Raw genomic sequence first — 15,700 nt, 5'->3', positions numbered from 1 at the left:
ACTCGAAATTATCGGAATTTTTTTCGAGTCTTATAGAGAATGATAGGGGGAAATCTATGGTAACGACAATATATATGGTTAGACATGCAGAATCACCGTTTATATTTGGTGAGGAGAAAACGAGAGGTTTATCGCCAAGGGGAAGAGAAGCAGCAATTAAGGTCACTGAGGTTTTAAAGGATAAAAAGATTGATAGAGTCATCTCTAGTCCATATACACGCGCAATCGAGACTGTTCGAGAGGTTGCAGAAAATAGGCAACTACAAATCAAAACATATGAAAATCTAAGAGAAAGACCAATTAAGGGGCTCGATTACCATGCAGAAGAAAAGGAATTATTATCCGCCATTGAGCAGTCATTTAAAGACGAAAATTACTGTTTAGTTGGAGGAGAATCCACAGTTGCTGCGCAAGAACGTTCTATCCCAGTCATAAAAGAGATTTTAAACAATTACATGGGAGAATCCATTGTCATTGGAACACATGGAAATATCATGACGATTATAATGAATTACTTTCAAAAACAGTATGATTTTCAATTTTTTCAACAAACGACTAAACCTGATATTTATGAGATGATATTTGCTGAAGAGAAACTGCTAACGGTTAATCGCCTTTGGGGGAAAGGTCACCATGAAGAAAAACAATAAATTACAAGCTGTTTTCTTAGATAGAGATGGCACAATTGGTGGCGATGACACCATCCATTATCCTGGGGAATTTAGACTCTTCCCCGGAGTAAAAGAAAATATAAGCAAGTTACAGGAAAAGGGAATAAAGGTTTTTGCTTTCACGAACCAACCTGGAATTGCGAAAGGATTAACGACAAAAACGGCATTTATTCACGAATTACTTTCTTTCGGATTCGATCAAGTGTATATTTGCCCTCATGCCCCTGAAGCGGAATGTAAATGTCGCAAACCAAATACTGAAATGCTCCAGCAAGCAGCAGAAGATTATAAGCTTTCCCTAGCTCGAACCGTCGTAATTGGCGACCGCTGGAGTGATATGGTTGCCGCTTCAAAAGTAGGTGCAATGAAAATCTTAGTCAAAACTGGGGCAGGAGAGCAAACATTAAAAGAGCACCAGGAGAGACTCAAAGACATTGAGTTGGATAAGGTTGTTGAAGGGATAGACGAGGCCATGAACGTTATTCATCGAGAGTATACATAAATGTTCGATATGTACGGAACGCTATTTCAAACAGATAAGATATTATGATACTTGAAAAATATTTTATATGAATGTGAAACTTATTTAGATGTAAAAGGAAATAGAACAAGATTTAAGTGGAGAGTTAAAAAACTACTTAACCTCTGAATTTAAATACGCTAAATAAAAGTATCCATAAGATAAATTAAGGGTGGAAATAGTATCCCCACCCTAACAAGACATAGAACCAGAACCTTATGAAGCTTGATTTTATGATGTTGTACCATTTACTGCTGTTCTTTCAAAGTAATTTTTTCCTTTTGGTTTTGTTTCATCACTTTTTTTACTATGATTGCTATCACAAATAGGGCCAATAAGATTAAAGTGATAGTGGCACCCGGAGGCGTACCATACTCATAAGATGTAAATAAACCACTTAACATACCAGTCAACGCAATAGGTATCCCTAATAGAATTGTGCTTGCAGAGCTACGGCTCAATCGCATAGAAATGGCTGCAGGAAGAATTAAAATGGCGGATACGAGCAGGGAGCCAACTATAGGCATAATAATAGCAATCGTTACTCCGGTCAATACATTAAAAGCAATCGACATCGTTTTGATTGGTAATCCAGCAGTAAACGCTGTTTCTTCATCAAATATTAAAACGTACATCGCCTTACGGAAAATGATATACAGTATGACGATGATTCCCGCTAAGAGGTAGAGCATCCATACTTGTTGTGTGCTAATTGTTACGATAGAACCAAATAAAAACTGATTGATATTAAGTGTCGTTCCACCTTGGTTCAAACTCATTAAAAACAATGCTAAGGCCATCCCGCCAGACATTAAAATAGCAATTGAAACTTCTGAATAGGTGCGATATAACATACGTAAGTATTCCAGTAAGATCGCAATGATCACCACCATGATAATGTTCGTCCAAGTCGGATTGATACTAACTAATAATCCAAGTGCTACACCAGCTAAAGAAACATGAGCTAGAGTATCTGCCATCAGAGACTGTCTCCGTAGTATGAGAAACAAGCCTAGCATAGGGGCAATTAAAGAGATGAGAATCGAGGCTTGGAAAGCTCTCTGCATGAATTCATAGAGAAACATCTCCAAGGCAATTCCTCCTTTCGAACAAGTTCAATATGTTTATTACAATAATTTCGTAATTCGTCGTGGTCGTGCGACACCATCAGAATTGCTTTTTCGTGTATTTCACTTTGATGTCGCAATAATTGGTAGAATTCCTCCCTTGATTTTTTATCCATTCCCGTAGTAGGTTCATCTAGAACAAATAAGTCCGGATCTGTAGCAAATACACGTGCGATCGATATTCGTTGTTTTTGGCCTCCTGATAATTCACCAATTTTTTTATGACGCAATTCCCATAATCCTACAGATTCAAGGGATCGTTTCACTTGATCTTTATCCGCTTCAGTCAACTTTTTAAACCACTTGCCCCTTTGATAGAGTCCTGATTGAACTAATTCTAAGACTGTACTAGGAAAACCAATATTAAATGAAGATACTTGTTGGGGAACATATCCAACCACTAACTTCTCACCATATCGATTAGTAGGAGACTGCGTAACTTCCCCCATAGTAGGCTTAAGCAATCCTAAAATATTACGTAACAAAGTTGTTTTTGCGGCGCCATTTTCACCGGTTAACATGACAAAATCACCCGGGTTTAGCTCAAATGAAATATTTGTTAAGACGGGTTCTTTTTCGTAGTGGAAAGAGAGATCATCTACTTTTATATAGAACACTTTTTCATCTACCTTTCTTCATTTTCCAAAAATAAGGTGGAAGGATTGCAGGATCGTCTATCTGATTCTTTATCTAATAGATAGAAGTTAAATTAACCAGATGGGCTAACTAGAATGATGCAAACCCAAACCTTGGTTAGTTAGCCTTTTTTTAAATAACCGCCTTCACCAATTGATCCTAATGTACACTAAGTTGCAATGCTTTAAGGTTATGACGCATAGCTTCAATATAACCTAAGTTATTTTCTAATAATTCATCAGAAAGTACCTCTAAATCATACAATACAGCTGTGTCTGTTCCTGTCTCTGATGCAACGGTTTGAGCAATGGAGGAGCTCGCTCCTTGTTGATAATAAATCACAGGTACGTTATTCTCTTCGACTAAATGACCGATTTCAGCAATACGTGAAGGACTGGGCTCAACTTCTGTAGATAATCCCCCAATCGCAACTTGTTCTAGGTTGTAACGTTTCGCCAGATGGCCAAATGCCTGGTGTTGCACGACAAAAACACGATTTTTCGCATCTTTTAATGTAGTTTGAAATTCCTCATCTAGATCCTTAAGTTCATTCATAAAGGATTCAGCATTCTTCTCATATATTTCTTCTCCACCCGGATCTGCCTCAATTAAGGCATCACGAATCGCTTTGATTTGATTTTGTGCTAAAACTGGATCAAGCCATATGTGAGGATCTTGTGCTTCATGATCATCAATTAACACAGATACAGGGTTAGATTCTGCCTGAATATGATGTTTATCATCATAAAGAACAGCCTTCAATTCGAAGCTTTTTCCAGTTGTTTTGTACTCAAAATGATCGGTTACTTGTTTTGGTACTGCTTTCCATTCTTGGTTAGCATCTTCTCTCATCATCCAATGCCAATGATTATGATTGAATGAATCATTCGGCTCAGCTTCTAGTGTAACAACATCACCTGTATGATAATGATCTGCTAACCCTTTAATGTTTATTTCCGCTTCCTTCTTGGAATGGTTATGTTCAGCGTGTTCAGTGTCTACCTGGTTATCATGGTTATCAATATTAATTTTTACTGGCTCTGATTCTGCATATTTATTATGATTATCATCATAAATAACTGCACGAATGTTTAAACTTTTCTCTGGAGCAACCATTGTCAACGTTTCAGTACTTTGCTCAGAAATAGCTTCCCATTCTTCACTCTCATCTAACTGCTGATACCAATGCCAGTGATTATAATTAGCATTTCCTGTTAATTCAGCTGAAAGTTGAATATCATCACCCGTATGGTAATGATCTGCTACCCCATTGATCTTCACTTGTTCTGTTCCAGTTGAGTCGTGTTCATCATGCACATTGTCATGTTTTGTTTCATCGAGACCGTCTGCAGCACGTGCTATAACGAGATTGTTGTTCTCTACCGTATTAAGTAGGCTCTTTACCCAATACTCCATTTCTTCACTACTGTAGACAAACACATCTGCTTGACTGACAGCTGCTACATCTTGGGCACTAGGTTCGTAGTGATGGGTATCTTGACCTTCTGAAACCATAAGTTGAACATTTGCTCGATCACCAGCCACTTGCTTGGTGAATTCATACATCGGTAAGAAGGAAGCGACAACAGTTATTTCAGATTCATCCTTATTTCCAGCAACTTTTGAATTTAGAGACTGACAACCAAAAAGAAATGCTATCACGGTAAAACATATGAATATAGTTTGGTATTTTTTCATTTTATCTATGAATCTCCTTGTTAGAATGTGTTGCAAAAGTAGAGAGAAGAGAGGACCAATCCATCTCTTCTCCAAAGTATTAATGAGCTAATTGATCACGGACAATATCATCGCCGTCTAAGTTAGATGGATAATAAGTCGGCCAGTGAGTTACTTCATCCAATAATTTTTCGCGATCATTTCCCCAATAAAGATGAAAATGACTAGATTCCTGAGGGGATATAATATGGTCACTAAATTGAATGTATTGAGGCATCTCATTAGATTTTTCTGCAAGTTTATAGATAAAACGAACACCACGATTTCCTTTTTCATAAGTCAGAATTTCATAGCCATCATATTCGTAGTCTCCAGAAAACTCTTCTCCGTCCTTGTAAAACGTTACATTACCATTATCAATAACAATACGCTCGACGTCTGTTACATAACCTTCTGTATAATAGTCTTTGTATTCTTCCGCAGTCATGTCACCTTCTTCAGCTTTATGTGCAAAGACTTCATCTAAATCACCATTTAAAAGGTAAGGGTAGACAGACTGCCAATCGCCTTCCCAGTCTGTTAATTCACGATCTGCTACTTGATCATCATCAAAATACCCTTGATAAATCTGTTTGCTTTCTTCATCATGCCCATGATGATCATCAATAACAATAGTTACCGGTTCTGATTCAGCAAATACCTCATGATTATCGTTGTAAAGAGCTGCTTTAATTTCTAAACGATCGACGCTTGCTTCGCCTGAGAAGGTGTCACCTTCTTGACCAGATGCAACCTCCCATTCTGATTGGCCACTTTCTCTTGTATACCAATGCCAGTGATCATAATCAGCCTCTTCACTTAATACAGCAGCCAACTCAATGGTATCCCCAGTGTGATAGTGGTCACCTAAGCCATCGATTGCAATAGTTGCTGATTCTACTGAAGTTGTATTATCATTTGTAGATTTCCCTTCTTCTGATGAAGTACTGTTAGTAGTTGCTGTTTCTTCTGAATTTTGACAAGCTACTAATGCTAAACTTAAAGCCACTACACTTAAATATAAGTACGGTTTTTTCAAAATAAACACCCTTTCGCGTTAATTTAATCGTAACGATTACGTTTTAAAGAATATACTTTTAGAAGGTTGATCAATATGTATAGAGTATGATTTCTTCAGGGCAGATCTTTATTGGTTAATCGTAACGATTACGTTTTAAAGAGTATAATGTTTTTTAAGTTTTGTCAATATGAATCTTTTATTTTTAATAAATAACTAATTAATAGCTAAATGGCTGAAAAGAGGGGAATATAGCTTATTTTATTAGTCATATTAATAAAATCCGCTGCAACTAATATATTTAAAATTATAAAAGTATCACAAACAGGAGTGCTTAACGGTACTGTATTATGACACAAAATTGAAGTATGATCACCCTAGTTTTTTCTCAAAAAGGAGGACATCATCACCCAAGAGAAGAATATATGTTCTTAAGAGGTGAGAGTATGAATAATGTAACGTTAATACAAAACAAAAAAAGTTGGGATAAAGCCGCAGAGCGTTTTTTTGCTAGAAACCCGCTACCTGAATATGGTCCGTTCGCACCTACTGAAGATGATTTACAGTTATTCGGTGAGGTGAAAGGAAAGAGGATATTGGAATTAGGATGTGGGAGTGGTCATTCAATCAAATATTTAGATGGAAAATCTCCTAGTGAGTTATGGGGGCTTGATTTATCTCATGTGCAAATTCAAACAGCTAAGCATTTATTAGCAGAAAGTAATACATCGATTCAATTATTTGAGTCTCCAATGGAAGAGAATCCTGGTATTCCAAGTGCGTATTTTGATATTGTCTTTTCAATATACGCGATCGGATGGTCGACGAATTTAAGCAAGACATTGGCCAATGTCTTTCAATATTTAAATGATGGTGGTTTATTTATCTTTAGTTGGGAGCACCCACTATATAATAGAATGAGCCGCCAAAATGGACAACTCGTTATGACTAAAAGCTATCATGAGGAAGGTGCTTATGATCATCATGCATGGCAGGAACCAGCAACAATGCAACAATATAAATTAAGTACATATATCAATTTACTTACTGCTTCTGGCTTTCATATTGAGCAAATGATCGAAGAGGTCTGTATAACAGAAGAAGATAAAGATAGACATAGTAATGGCTGGTATTCACCTGATAAAGCCAGTCTATTACCGACTAGCTTTATTATCAAATGTCGTAAGCCAAACATATAGGGCAAACAAACAAAAAAAAGACTTTCAAACTAGAAATGGAAGTCTTTTTTTATCATGCACATTCAATTATTTTATAGCATTTTTTAATTACGAATAATAATATAAACCAAATAAATAATGTATGCGACAGCGAGAATGAACCCTTCTCTTTTGCCGATTTTAAAACTGGTCCGCGAGAATATAAATAGAACAATCGTTAGGATTATCATAAGAATGACATCAATAAAGACTTTATCATTTACGGCTAATGGTGAGATGGTTGCCGAGGCACCAAGTACAAATAAAATATTAAAAATATTACTACCTACAATATTACCCAAAGCGATTTCGCTCTCTTTTTTTAACGCTGCAGTAATTGAAGTTACTAGTTCTGGTAGAGAGGTACCTATTGCAACAATTGTTAACCCTACTAATGTTTCACTCATACCGAGGGAGTATGCAATTTCTGTCCCGTTGTTAACGACCAAATTCCCACCAAAAATAATGGCCGCTAGACCTATAATCGAAATGAATATATTTTTCCCCCACGTAATGTCTTTAGGAGTAGATATATTTTCTTTATTTTGCCGACTTTTAAGGCCAATTTCAATGACATAGTACATAAATATAGATAAAAATAATAAAAAGACAAGCCCATCACTACGAGTAAGTAAATTACTGTCAAAACCCTGCAATGCTATATCACTCATAAGAATGAGCAAAGTAACACTTGCAAGTAATGTGAAAGGGATTTCTTTTTTTATGGTTTCACTTTGTACTTTCAATGGATATAAAAAGGCTGTAACCCCTACCACAAGTGTGATGTTAAAGATATTGCTTCCCAGCACATTCCCTAGTGAAACATCTGCACTTCCTTCTAGTGCCGCAATAATACTGACAGTAGCCTCAGGTGAACTTGTACCAAATGCCACAATCGTTAACCCAATTAAGATGGGCGGGACTCTTAACAACCTAGCAATATTGGAAGAACCGTCAACAAAAAGATCAGCCCCTTTAATCAATAATGCGAATCCAACAAGTAATAAAATATAAGTCATCATCAGCGCTCCCTTTTATATGGATATCTACTATTATTTTCTTCCTACACCTGTTTATACCATGAATTTGTTATGAATGTATATTAATTATGTTTAAAAAATGAAGCTTTTATCATTAATCAAGGAAATTCCAAAGCTATGGTAAACAATCACTGAAAGTTCAATATCAATGGAAGCGTATTCAATCGTTAATAGCTCATGTTGTTTGCACAAACTCTAAGAAGTACTTAATATGTAAAGAAGATGAATTTACCTGATTGAGGTCCCAACTTGTAGTTTTACGAACAGACAGTGAATAAATTTTTACAAACGTCTAGTATTGAAAGGATTAATAAAAGGGGGACAGATTTATGTCAATTGTCCCTAGGAAGGAAGCGTAAGGTTGAAAAAAGTTTTAGTAATAGAAGATGATATTTCACTGAATCAAGGCATTACTCTGAGTTTGAAACAAGATAATTATTCATTTACTCAAGTATATACATTAGAAGAAGCGACTGTTGCTTTACATAAGGATATATATGACTTGATGCTTGTAGATATTAATTTGCCAGATGGAAATGGTGTTGAATGGATTCAAGCTATGATGAAGAATGACTTGTGTCCTTTCATCTTTCTGACAGCAAATGATCTTGAAGTCGATATTGTGAGAGGGTTAGAACTTGGTGCCGATGACTATATAACGAAACCATTCAGTTTAATGATCTTACGGGCAAGAGTTTCAGCAGTGTTCCGTAGACAACAATCTCATCAGAATACAGATATTTATCAAATTGGAAATTTTTATTTCAACTTCGAAAAAATGCAATTTTTGAATCAATCACTGCCAATAGAATTAAGCAAAACGGAACAAAAATTGTTGCGCTTATTAATCGTCAATAGAGGGCAAACTCTACAACGAGAATTGTTGATAGATAAGGTATGGTTGGATGAATCAGCATTTGTTGAGAAGAATGCTCTTTCGGTTGCTATTAAAAGGCTGAGAGATAAGTTAGGGGTAGAGAATAGAATTGAAACAGTATACGGGATAGGCTACTCATGGAAAAAATAGCTGTTTTGTTGGTGATGATTGTATCTATTATAAGCACATGGCTATTTGGAAATTGGTATTATGAGCGAAAAATGAGCCGAATGTTAAATCGCTTATCTGAGATGATTGAATCAGCTAAGAACGGACAATTCAGAGAGTCGACGTATGATGAGTCAAAATTATCCGCGATAGAAACAAAGATGAGGCAGTATCTCTTAGAAAGTGGGACATCTAAAGAACAGCTTTCAAAAGAACGTGACGAGATAAAGACATTAATATCTGATATAGCTCATCAAACTAAAACACCCATATCCAATATTATGCTTTATGGGCAACTGTTAGATGAGGAAGGCTTATCAGTGAATGGAAAAACTTATATTAATCAATTAAACCATCAAACGACAAAATTAAGCTTTTTAGTACAAGCCTTAGTAAATACCTCGCGATTAGAAACCGGTATGATCCATGTGACGCCAAAACGACAGTTATTGAGACCTTTACTAGAAGATATTATTAAAGATTTGCAGCCCATGTTTAACGAAAAGCAACAAAGTATTCATCTTCAATGTGGGCTAGAACAAGCTAGTTTTGATTATAAATGGACAAAAGAGGCATTATTAAACATTGTTGATAATGCTAATAAATATACGAAAGAAGCAGGAGAAATAACAATTAAAGTACTTGAATATGAAAGCTTCTGTAGGATAGACATCCAGGACTCAGGCATTGGAATAAAAGAATCAGAAATAAACAAGATTTTTATTCGGTTTTACCGTTCTAAAGAGGTGTATCATATGGAAGGTGTAGGGATAGGCTTGTTTTTGACAAGAGAAATTATTATGCTCCAAGGTGGTTATATTAAAGTTGTCTCTAAGCAAAATCAAGGATCGTTGTTTTCAGTTTTTCTTCCAAAATCATAAATACTTTTCATTTCTTTCAATTGTGACAGATTTCAGAAAGAACATAGAAAGATTTAATTTTTACAATCACATTGTTAACAAACAAGTATTTTGGAGGAGAGACATATGAACATAGTTACAGCAAACGCTTTAAAAAAAATCTATGGCAGTGGAACGAATATAGTAAAAGCATTAGATCATGTTACCTTAGAAATTGAGCATGGAGAATTTGTAACGATAATCGGGACATCAGGTAGTGGGAAATCCACTTTACTCCATATGCTTGGTGGTTTGGATTATCCAGATTCAGGTGAGGTAATCGTTGATGGCCAATCTCTATTTACCTTAAGTCCTGATGAATTAACTATTTTTCGCAGACGTAAAATCGGTTTTATTTTTCAACAATTTAATTTAATCCCGGTCCTAAATGTTATGAAAATATTGTTTTGCCAATAGAATTAGATGGTAATCAAGTGGATGAGGAATATGTCCAGGAGATTATTACATTATTAGGGTTGAAGGATAAAGTATACAATCTTCCTCATCAACTTTCAGGAGGACAACAGCAGCGTGTTGCTATAGCAAGAGCACTGGCAACAAAACCCTCAATTATACTTGCAGATGAGCCTACAGGAAATTTAGATAGTAAAACGAGCTTAGATGTGATTGGCTTATTAAAAGTAACAAGTGATCGTTTTAAGCAGACGATTATTATGATTACACACAACGAAGAAATCGCACAAATGGCGGATCGCACCATACGAATAGAGGATGGTCAGATCGTAGGTGGTATGGGTTATGCTAAAGGTTAATAATCGAAAGGTCATTCAGACATTATCAAAACGTTTACTGAAAGAAAATAAGTCTAGAAATAAAGTAGCTTTACTGGCGATTATTTTAACAAGTTTTATGTTGAGTGCCTTGATTCTTTTTGGTATGAATGCTTATCGGTTCAATGAAATAAACTGGATTCAATCTGCTGGAACAGCAGCTGATGCATATTTAACCAATCCGACAGAATTACAGTTATCCACTTTAGATAAATCATCTTCGGTTGAACGAATAGGTCAAATTACACAAGCTGCAAGTAGCGAAACGGATGATGATCGTATTGAATTAAGTTACTTATCAAAAGAAGCATTTCATATGAAACAAGATGCATTATATCCAATTAAGGGAGAATACCCGAAAAAGAAAAATGAAATCATGCTCTTGGATGAAGCAGTTATCCATTTAACTGGTTCAGCACCGAAAAAGGGATTGAAAATTGAATTACCGATTTCTGATGAGCACGGGAATCAGATTACGCAGGAATTTATTCTTACAGGGTGGTTTAATGATCCACTAGCTTCAACTGATCCATTAACCAGTATTGGGTTTGTTTCAAAAGCCTACTTAGAAAGTACAAATCACACCATAGAAAATAACGGGTATGCAGATGTTCAGTTTAAAAGAGGAATAACCCCATTAGATGAAGTAGAACGGTTAGAACAGCAAATGAAAACACTTGATTCTCAAACATTTGCAACATACTTTAATTTATCTAAATCAAGTGATCAGATGTTGATGCTTGCAGGTATTGGAATGGTTGTCCTCCTCATTATGTTTAGTGGATACTTACTTATTTATAATATCTTTTATCTATCTATTTCTCATGATATTCGGTCATATGGACTTTTGAAAACAATTGGAACTACTGCTAAACAGCTTCAACAAATTATTAGAGGACAAGCATTGAGCCTTTCTGTCATTGGTATTCCAATTGGTAGTGCCATAGCCATCGCTTTAGCTTTTGGTTTTGCTTTATATGGCGGTCTACCCAATTTCTTTAGATATTGGCAATTACAGTTAGTACTCATTATATTAAGTAGTTTCTTCGCATTTATGACTGTTTTTATTAGTGTATGGAAACCAGCCCGAAAGGTTGGGAAGATATCACCAGTAGAAGCAACTCGTTATACAGATATAAAAGTTCAAAGTAAAAAAACGAAGTTAACAAGCAATGGTGGGAAAATAGGGAAAATGGCATGGAGAAACATTTTCCGACATGGTAAAAGGACCACTGTAGTTTTTATGTCCTTATTCTTTGGTTTAACCACATTTTTATCGGTTTTTACAATTGTTGAAAGCTTGGATATTGAGAATTATGTGACCAGAACGATGGTAAGCGATATTGAAATGCGTAATAGCTATATGATTGGTGATGAAGGGGAATTTGAACCGGCTTACAATTTATCGAGCAAACTAATCAATGAAGTTAAAGCAATTCCTGGAGTTACTGCTGTTATGCCGCAGTACGAATCTAAATATAAAGCGGAATTTTCGGATGAATTTTCATCTTATTATAATTGGGCTAAGGATAGTATTTCAAAAGCAGATCTGGCAAAGCGATTTGAGGGTGAAATTATTAGCTTAGAAAGTGAGGACTTTGAACGTTTATTTAGTATTCAGACCAGTGAAATAAATAGCAATATAGATTTATCCAAGCCAAATACGGTCTATTTAAGTCAATCACTGGAGGGAACCTACGAGCTTCCCAGTCATTTTGTTATCACTCATCCAATCACGGGTAAAGAATATAAAGTTAATTTCGGAGGCTACCTACCAATCTCTCTAAGATCATCCGGGATTAATCACTGGGCACCGACCCTAATAGTACCTGAAAAATTTATGGATACCTTCAATGGTAAAGTTCAACCAGAGATCGGGTCGGTATATGTGTCCGTCGAAAAAGGAAAAGACAAGGAAGTCCATCAACAAATCCAACAGATATCTGAGAAATACGGTGATTTCCAAATCGAAACAAAAGAAGCCATACGTGATAATCTGCAGCTATCAAAAATTGCTATCTCACTTATTGGTGGTGGATTTTCTGTTCTACTCGCCTTAATAGGCATTGTGAACTTTATTAATATCATGTTTACCGGAATAATCAACCGAAAACAAGAGTTATCTGTATTAGAAAGTATTGGCATGACAAGGAAGCAAGTGAAAAAGATGGTTGCGATTGAAGGCGCATATTATGCTATGATTTCCTTGGGATTAGTATGGACATTAGGAAATGGAATAGCTTATGGATTTTTCACTTTATTTAATTCAGTCTCAAAATATGCAGTCTATCAGTTCCCAGTCATCCCAATGGTACTTGTGTCATTAGTCGTAGTCATTATTTGTGTGACAGTTCCATTGCTAACCTACAAAAAAATGACAAAACAATCAATTACTGAGCGATTGAAGGAAAATATGTATTAAACGTGTCCAGCCCTATTGCCATTTGACTGTAAAAGTCTTAAATGAAAAATGAGTTCGGTAGTGTACCGAACTCATTTTACCCAAATGCCTAATAATATAACTGTATCTAACATATTGATGCCCCTTCGTTTCGGGATGAGATACCATTTTAAATCTTAATATCAACTTTCCCTTTTTCTTTCAAGTCATCAACATGTTGAGCAAGTACTTCTTGTTGTTTTTGCTGTTGGATAGATGCTTTAATTTGTTCTTTTACATCTTCAAGTTTTGGCACTTCTTGATCGGCACCTTCACTTTGTGTTTTTACTTCTTCATACGCTTTTTTGATTTCATCTTCTGATACTTCGCCAGTAGGTACTTCTTTTTCAACGTATTGGTTGAATTGAATGCTATCAGCGATTTGTGCTTTTAATTCTTTTTCATCTAATTTAGATTGCTCTAGAGCAGCTGCAAAGGCTTTTTCATCTTCAAATTGACCTTTTGTCTGCTCAAATTGTTCATTGATATCTTCTTCAGAAGCTTTAATCCCTTTTTTATCTGCTTCTTGAAGGATAAGTGCTTGTCCAACAAGGCTATCAATTACTTGAGTCTTCATTTGTTCAGATGTTTCTTTAGTAGTTGGATCTTGACCCATTTGTTGCATTTGCCCTTGTAGTGTAGTAAGTGTCAAATTATAATCAACACCTAAGATTTTTTCATCATTCACTACAGCAACAGTTGAATCATCCTCAACCATTTGTTCGTCTAATTTCTTCTGCATTTCTTCTTGTTTTTTCTTATCTTCAGCAGATAATTCAGTGTTTTGCTCTTCGTCCTTCTTCTCAGCATCTTTTGCTTCTTCGTCTCCTCCACAAGCGGCTAAGAAAAGCACCATCAAACTTGTCATTAATAAAACTGTCCATTTCTTCATAATCAATCTCCTTCCTGCAAGCAGAATGATTTTTTGATTAAAATCATCTAGTGCGCATTATATAGTATGTTTGGCTAAAAAGAAACCAATAGACCCTCCAATTATGAGATGTAATCAAATTGAAAAATCAATAAAAATTTTAACTATTTACATATGATACCAGCAAAACAAGAGATTAGCCATTCTTTTCATATTAAAGAGGAAAAAATGCCTGTTCTTTTATTACAAAAGTAACAAAAATTATAAGAATTTTCAGAGGGAATATCACATTCTTAAACCTAGATAAGATATGATAGAAAGTAGAAGGATAGAGGATATGCAAATTGCTTTCTTTGCGCGACTTGCACCTTTCAACCAACCCCATCTTTTTCTATCCCTATCAAAGTTAAAATAATCAACAGCAATAATTAATAAGAGAAAAGTAATCATACCTAACAAATCCATTGCTAATAGACCTCCTAAGTTAGAATGTATTCTTCTATAATTATATGGAAGGTTTCTACTATCTATGAAGCTTAAGCAATAGAATGAATGATAAGGCGCAAAATGATATCGAATATTAGTGATGCTTTCATTATTCACGATATATTGCTGACGCGTTTAGTGAATATAATGATTCTTCATCTAGTTCCTTAGATGAAACAATGGCAGAAGGAAAAGAGGCAATAGAAAACGGTGAACAAAGTTTAAACAGCTCTCATCAAGATATGCCAGTAGCCGTGGTCAGTTTTCTAATCTTGACTAACGAGCTCTATTCAAGACGCTATGATTAAGGAGGAGACAGGATGAATAAAAAAACGAAGATTTGGATGCAGCGTAATGCTCGACCACTTGAATTGGCACGATGGGAATACCTATTTGATGGAGGGTCGCGAGAAAGGGTCATTCAGTATTTAGCATCTTACCAAAATGAAGATGGAGGTTTCGGTAATGGATTGGAACCCGATTTCTGGATGCCAGATTCTTCGGCTATTGCTACATGGTCAGCGTGCCAACAATTAATAGAAGTGAATGCGACTAAGGATGAAAAGATAGTAAGGAATCTCGTCAACTATTTATTACTTTCTTATAATAGAGAAGCGGAACTTTGGCTCACAGTAACACCAGAACATAACCTTTATCCCCATGCCCCTCATTGGCAATATACAAAAGATGTTCAATCTGCGTGGATGTATAATCCATCAGTTGAATTAGCTGCCTATTTGATACATTGGTCGAACGAGGAGAGTGAAGCAAATAAGTTGGGATGGCAAGTAATTGAAAAAGCCTTCACCTATCTGCAGCAAGCGGAAGACATGGGATTTTATGAGATTAATAATTATCAGAAGGCAGCTAACTTATTACAGGACAAAATGGGTGATTCCAAAAAAGTGCTTGCTAAAATCCATCAACTAGCAGAGCGAGCGATGAACAAATTACCAGATACATGGGGGAAAAGTTATGGCGCACTACCACTAGATTTAATTCATAATCAAGAGGACCTTCTATATCATCAATATCGCAATCTTGTAGAAGAAAATATTGTTTACTTACATAAAACAATTACAACGGAGGGGGTATGGAACCCTTCTTGGGATTGGGGAGACGATCAGTTGCATTTTGCTGTAGCTAAACAACAATGGATGGGCATTATTGCCATTAATAATCAGCAGAAATTACAAATCTTTCAATAAAATCTTTTGCTTCAT

General features: G+C 35.7%; 14 protein-coding genes and 1 pseudogene. 8 read left to right on the top strand and 7 right to left on the bottom strand.

From position 1 onward, the window contains the following. Window positions 1-56 precede the first annotated feature (56 nt). Window positions 57-650, top strand: coding sequence for a histidine phosphatase family protein (locus tag MKX83_RS12525; protein WP_289433802.1), 594 nt, complete (start codon window positions 57-59; stop codon window positions 648-650). After that, the gene (locus tag MKX83_RS12520; RefSeq protein WP_341055653.1) at window positions 634-1,173 is read left to right on the top strand and encodes an HAD-IIIA family hydrolase; all 540 of its coding nucleotides are present in this window, start codon (window positions 634-636) and stop codon (window positions 1,171-1,173) included. The genes MKX83_RS12525 and MKX83_RS12520 overlap by 17 nt, the downstream gene beginning before the upstream one ends. A gap of 266 nt (window positions 1,174-1,439) precedes the next feature. Here MKX83_RS12520 and MKX83_RS12515 read toward each other — a convergent pair whose 3' ends face one another. The 4 genes from MKX83_RS12515 to MKX83_RS12500 form a co-directional block, all read right to left on the bottom strand. Continuing rightward, complete coding sequence (locus tag MKX83_RS12515) at window positions 1,440-2,282, bottom strand: metal ABC transporter permease (RefSeq protein WP_341055651.1); 843 nt, start codon at window positions 2,280-2,282, stop codon at window positions 1,440-1,442. Next, a complete protein-coding gene (locus MKX83_RS12510) occupies window positions 2,219-2,935 on the bottom strand; it encodes a metal ABC transporter ATP-binding protein (protein WP_289433800.1) in 717 nt (238 codons plus the stop codon). Before MKX83_RS12510 ends, MKX83_RS12515 begins: the two co-directional genes overlap by 64 nt. A 178-nt stretch (window positions 2,936-3,113) precedes the next feature. Then, complete coding sequence (locus MKX83_RS12505) at window positions 3,114-4,652, bottom strand: metal ABC transporter solute-binding protein, Zn/Mn family (protein WP_289433799.1); 1,539 nt, start codon at window positions 4,650-4,652, stop codon at window positions 3,114-3,116. Between the two features lie 79 nt (window positions 4,653-4,731). Beyond that, complete coding sequence (locus MKX83_RS12500) at window positions 4,732-5,709, bottom strand: ZinT family metal-binding protein (protein ID WP_341055645.1); 978 nt, start codon at window positions 5,707-5,709, stop codon at window positions 4,732-4,734. A 425-nt stretch (window positions 5,710-6,134) separates the two neighbouring features. Here MKX83_RS12500 and MKX83_RS12495 point away from each other — a divergent pair, with 425 nt between their 5' ends. Then, complete coding sequence (locus MKX83_RS12495) at window positions 6,135-6,887, top strand: class I SAM-dependent methyltransferase (protein WP_341055644.1); 753 nt, start codon at window positions 6,135-6,137, stop codon at window positions 6,885-6,887. Between the two features lie 83 nt (window positions 6,888-6,970). Here MKX83_RS12495 and MKX83_RS12490 read toward each other — a convergent pair whose 3' ends face one another. After that, window positions 6,971-7,924, bottom strand: a complete 954-nt coding sequence (locus MKX83_RS12490; RefSeq protein ID WP_224936508.1) for a calcium/sodium antiporter — start codon at window positions 7,922-7,924, stop codon at window positions 6,971-6,973. A gap of 382 nt (window positions 7,925-8,306) precedes the next feature. Between MKX83_RS12490 and MKX83_RS12485 the strand changes: the two genes are divergently transcribed. From MKX83_RS12485 to MKX83_RS12470, 4 genes and pseudogenes are all read left to right on the top strand, one after another. Next, the gene (locus MKX83_RS12485) at window positions 8,307-8,972 is read left to right on the top strand and encodes a response regulator transcription factor (protein WP_341055640.1); all 666 of its coding nucleotides are present in this window, start codon (window positions 8,307-8,309) and stop codon (window positions 8,970-8,972) included. Then, window positions 8,960-9,871 (top strand): sensor histidine kinase, encoded by a 912-nt coding sequence (locus tag MKX83_RS12480; protein WP_341055639.1) that lies wholly within the window; start codon window positions 8,960-8,962, stop codon window positions 9,869-9,871. The genes MKX83_RS12485 and MKX83_RS12480 overlap by 13 nt, the downstream gene beginning before the upstream one ends. A gap of 105 nt (window positions 9,872-9,976) precedes the next feature. After that, window positions 9,977-10,662 (top strand): annotated as a pseudogene (locus MKX83_RS12475) (ABC transporter ATP-binding protein). Then, window positions 10,649-13,102 (top strand): ABC transporter permease, encoded by a 2,454-nt coding sequence (locus tag MKX83_RS12470; RefSeq protein ID WP_341055637.1) that lies wholly within the window; start codon window positions 10,649-10,651, stop codon window positions 13,100-13,102. The pseudogene MKX83_RS12475 and the gene MKX83_RS12470 overlap by 14 nt, the downstream one beginning before the upstream one ends. A 148-nt stretch (window positions 13,103-13,250) precedes the next feature. Here the strand turns inward: MKX83_RS12470 and MKX83_RS12465 are convergent, their stop codons facing one another. Both MKX83_RS12465 and MKX83_RS12460 read right to left on the bottom strand, forming a co-directional pair. Beyond that, window positions 13,251-14,012: a SurA N-terminal domain-containing protein gene (locus MKX83_RS12465; protein WP_341055634.1), complete on the bottom strand. Its 762-nt coding sequence runs from the start codon at window positions 14,010-14,012 to the stop codon at window positions 13,251-13,253. Between the two features lie 264 nt (window positions 14,013-14,276). Continuing rightward, complete coding sequence (locus tag MKX83_RS12460; RefSeq protein ID WP_341055633.1) at window positions 14,277-14,456, bottom strand: hypothetical protein; 180 nt, start codon at window positions 14,454-14,456, stop codon at window positions 14,277-14,279. Between the two features lie 341 nt (window positions 14,457-14,797). Between MKX83_RS12460 and MKX83_RS12455 the strand changes: the two genes are divergently transcribed. Next, a complete protein-coding gene (locus tag MKX83_RS12455) occupies window positions 14,798-15,685 on the top strand; it encodes a hypothetical protein (protein ID WP_341055630.1) in 888 nt (295 codons plus the stop codon). The last annotated feature ends 15 nt before the right edge of the window (window positions 15,686-15,700 follow it).

The organism is Cytobacillus sp. FSL M8-0252, from assembly GCF_038007345.1.
GTDB lineage: Bacteria > Bacillota > Bacilli > Bacillales > Cytobacillaceae > Cytobacillus > Cytobacillus kochii.
Note: the sequence above shows the minus strand (reverse complement) of the source record. Positions and strands in the feature narration are given on the sequence as shown.

What these genes read in the sequence shown, in the direction of transcription:
- MKX83_RS12465 (WP_341055634.1), bottom strand. Translation starts at nt 14,012, where the DNA reads ATGAAGAAATGGACAGTTTTATTAATGACAAGTTTGATGGTGCTTTTC.
- MKX83_RS12505 (WP_289433799.1), bottom strand. Translation starts at nt 4,652, where the DNA reads ATGAAAAAATACCAAACTATATTCATATGTTTTACCGTGATAGCATTT.
- MKX83_RS12470 (WP_341055637.1), top strand. Translation starts at nt 10,649, where the DNA reads ATGCTAAAGGTTAATAATCGAAAGGTCATTCAGACATTATCAAAACGT.
- MKX83_RS12490 (WP_224936508.1), bottom strand. Translation starts at nt 7,924, where the DNA reads ATGACTTATATTTTATTACTTGTTGGATTCGCATTATTGATTAAAGGG.
- MKX83_RS12520 (WP_341055653.1), top strand. Translation starts at nt 634, where the DNA reads ATGAAGAAAAACAATAAATTACAAGCTGTTTTCTTAGATAGAGATGGC.
- MKX83_RS12480 (WP_341055639.1), top strand. Translation starts at nt 8,960, where the DNA reads ATGGAAAAAATAGCTGTTTTGTTGGTGATGATTGTATCTATTATAAGC.
- MKX83_RS12495 (WP_341055644.1), top strand. Translation starts at nt 6,135, where the DNA reads ATGAATAATGTAACGTTAATACAAAACAAAAAAAGTTGGGATAAAGCC.
- MKX83_RS12455 (WP_341055630.1), top strand. Translation starts at nt 14,798, where the DNA reads ATGAATAAAAAAACGAAGATTTGGATGCAGCGTAATGCTCGACCACTT.
- MKX83_RS12460 (WP_341055633.1), bottom strand. Translation starts at nt 14,456, where the DNA reads ATGGATTTGTTAGGTATGATTACTTTTCTCTTATTAATTATTGCTGTT.
- MKX83_RS12525 (WP_289433802.1), top strand. Translation starts at nt 57, where the DNA reads ATGGTAACGACAATATATATGGTTAGACATGCAGAATCACCGTTTATA.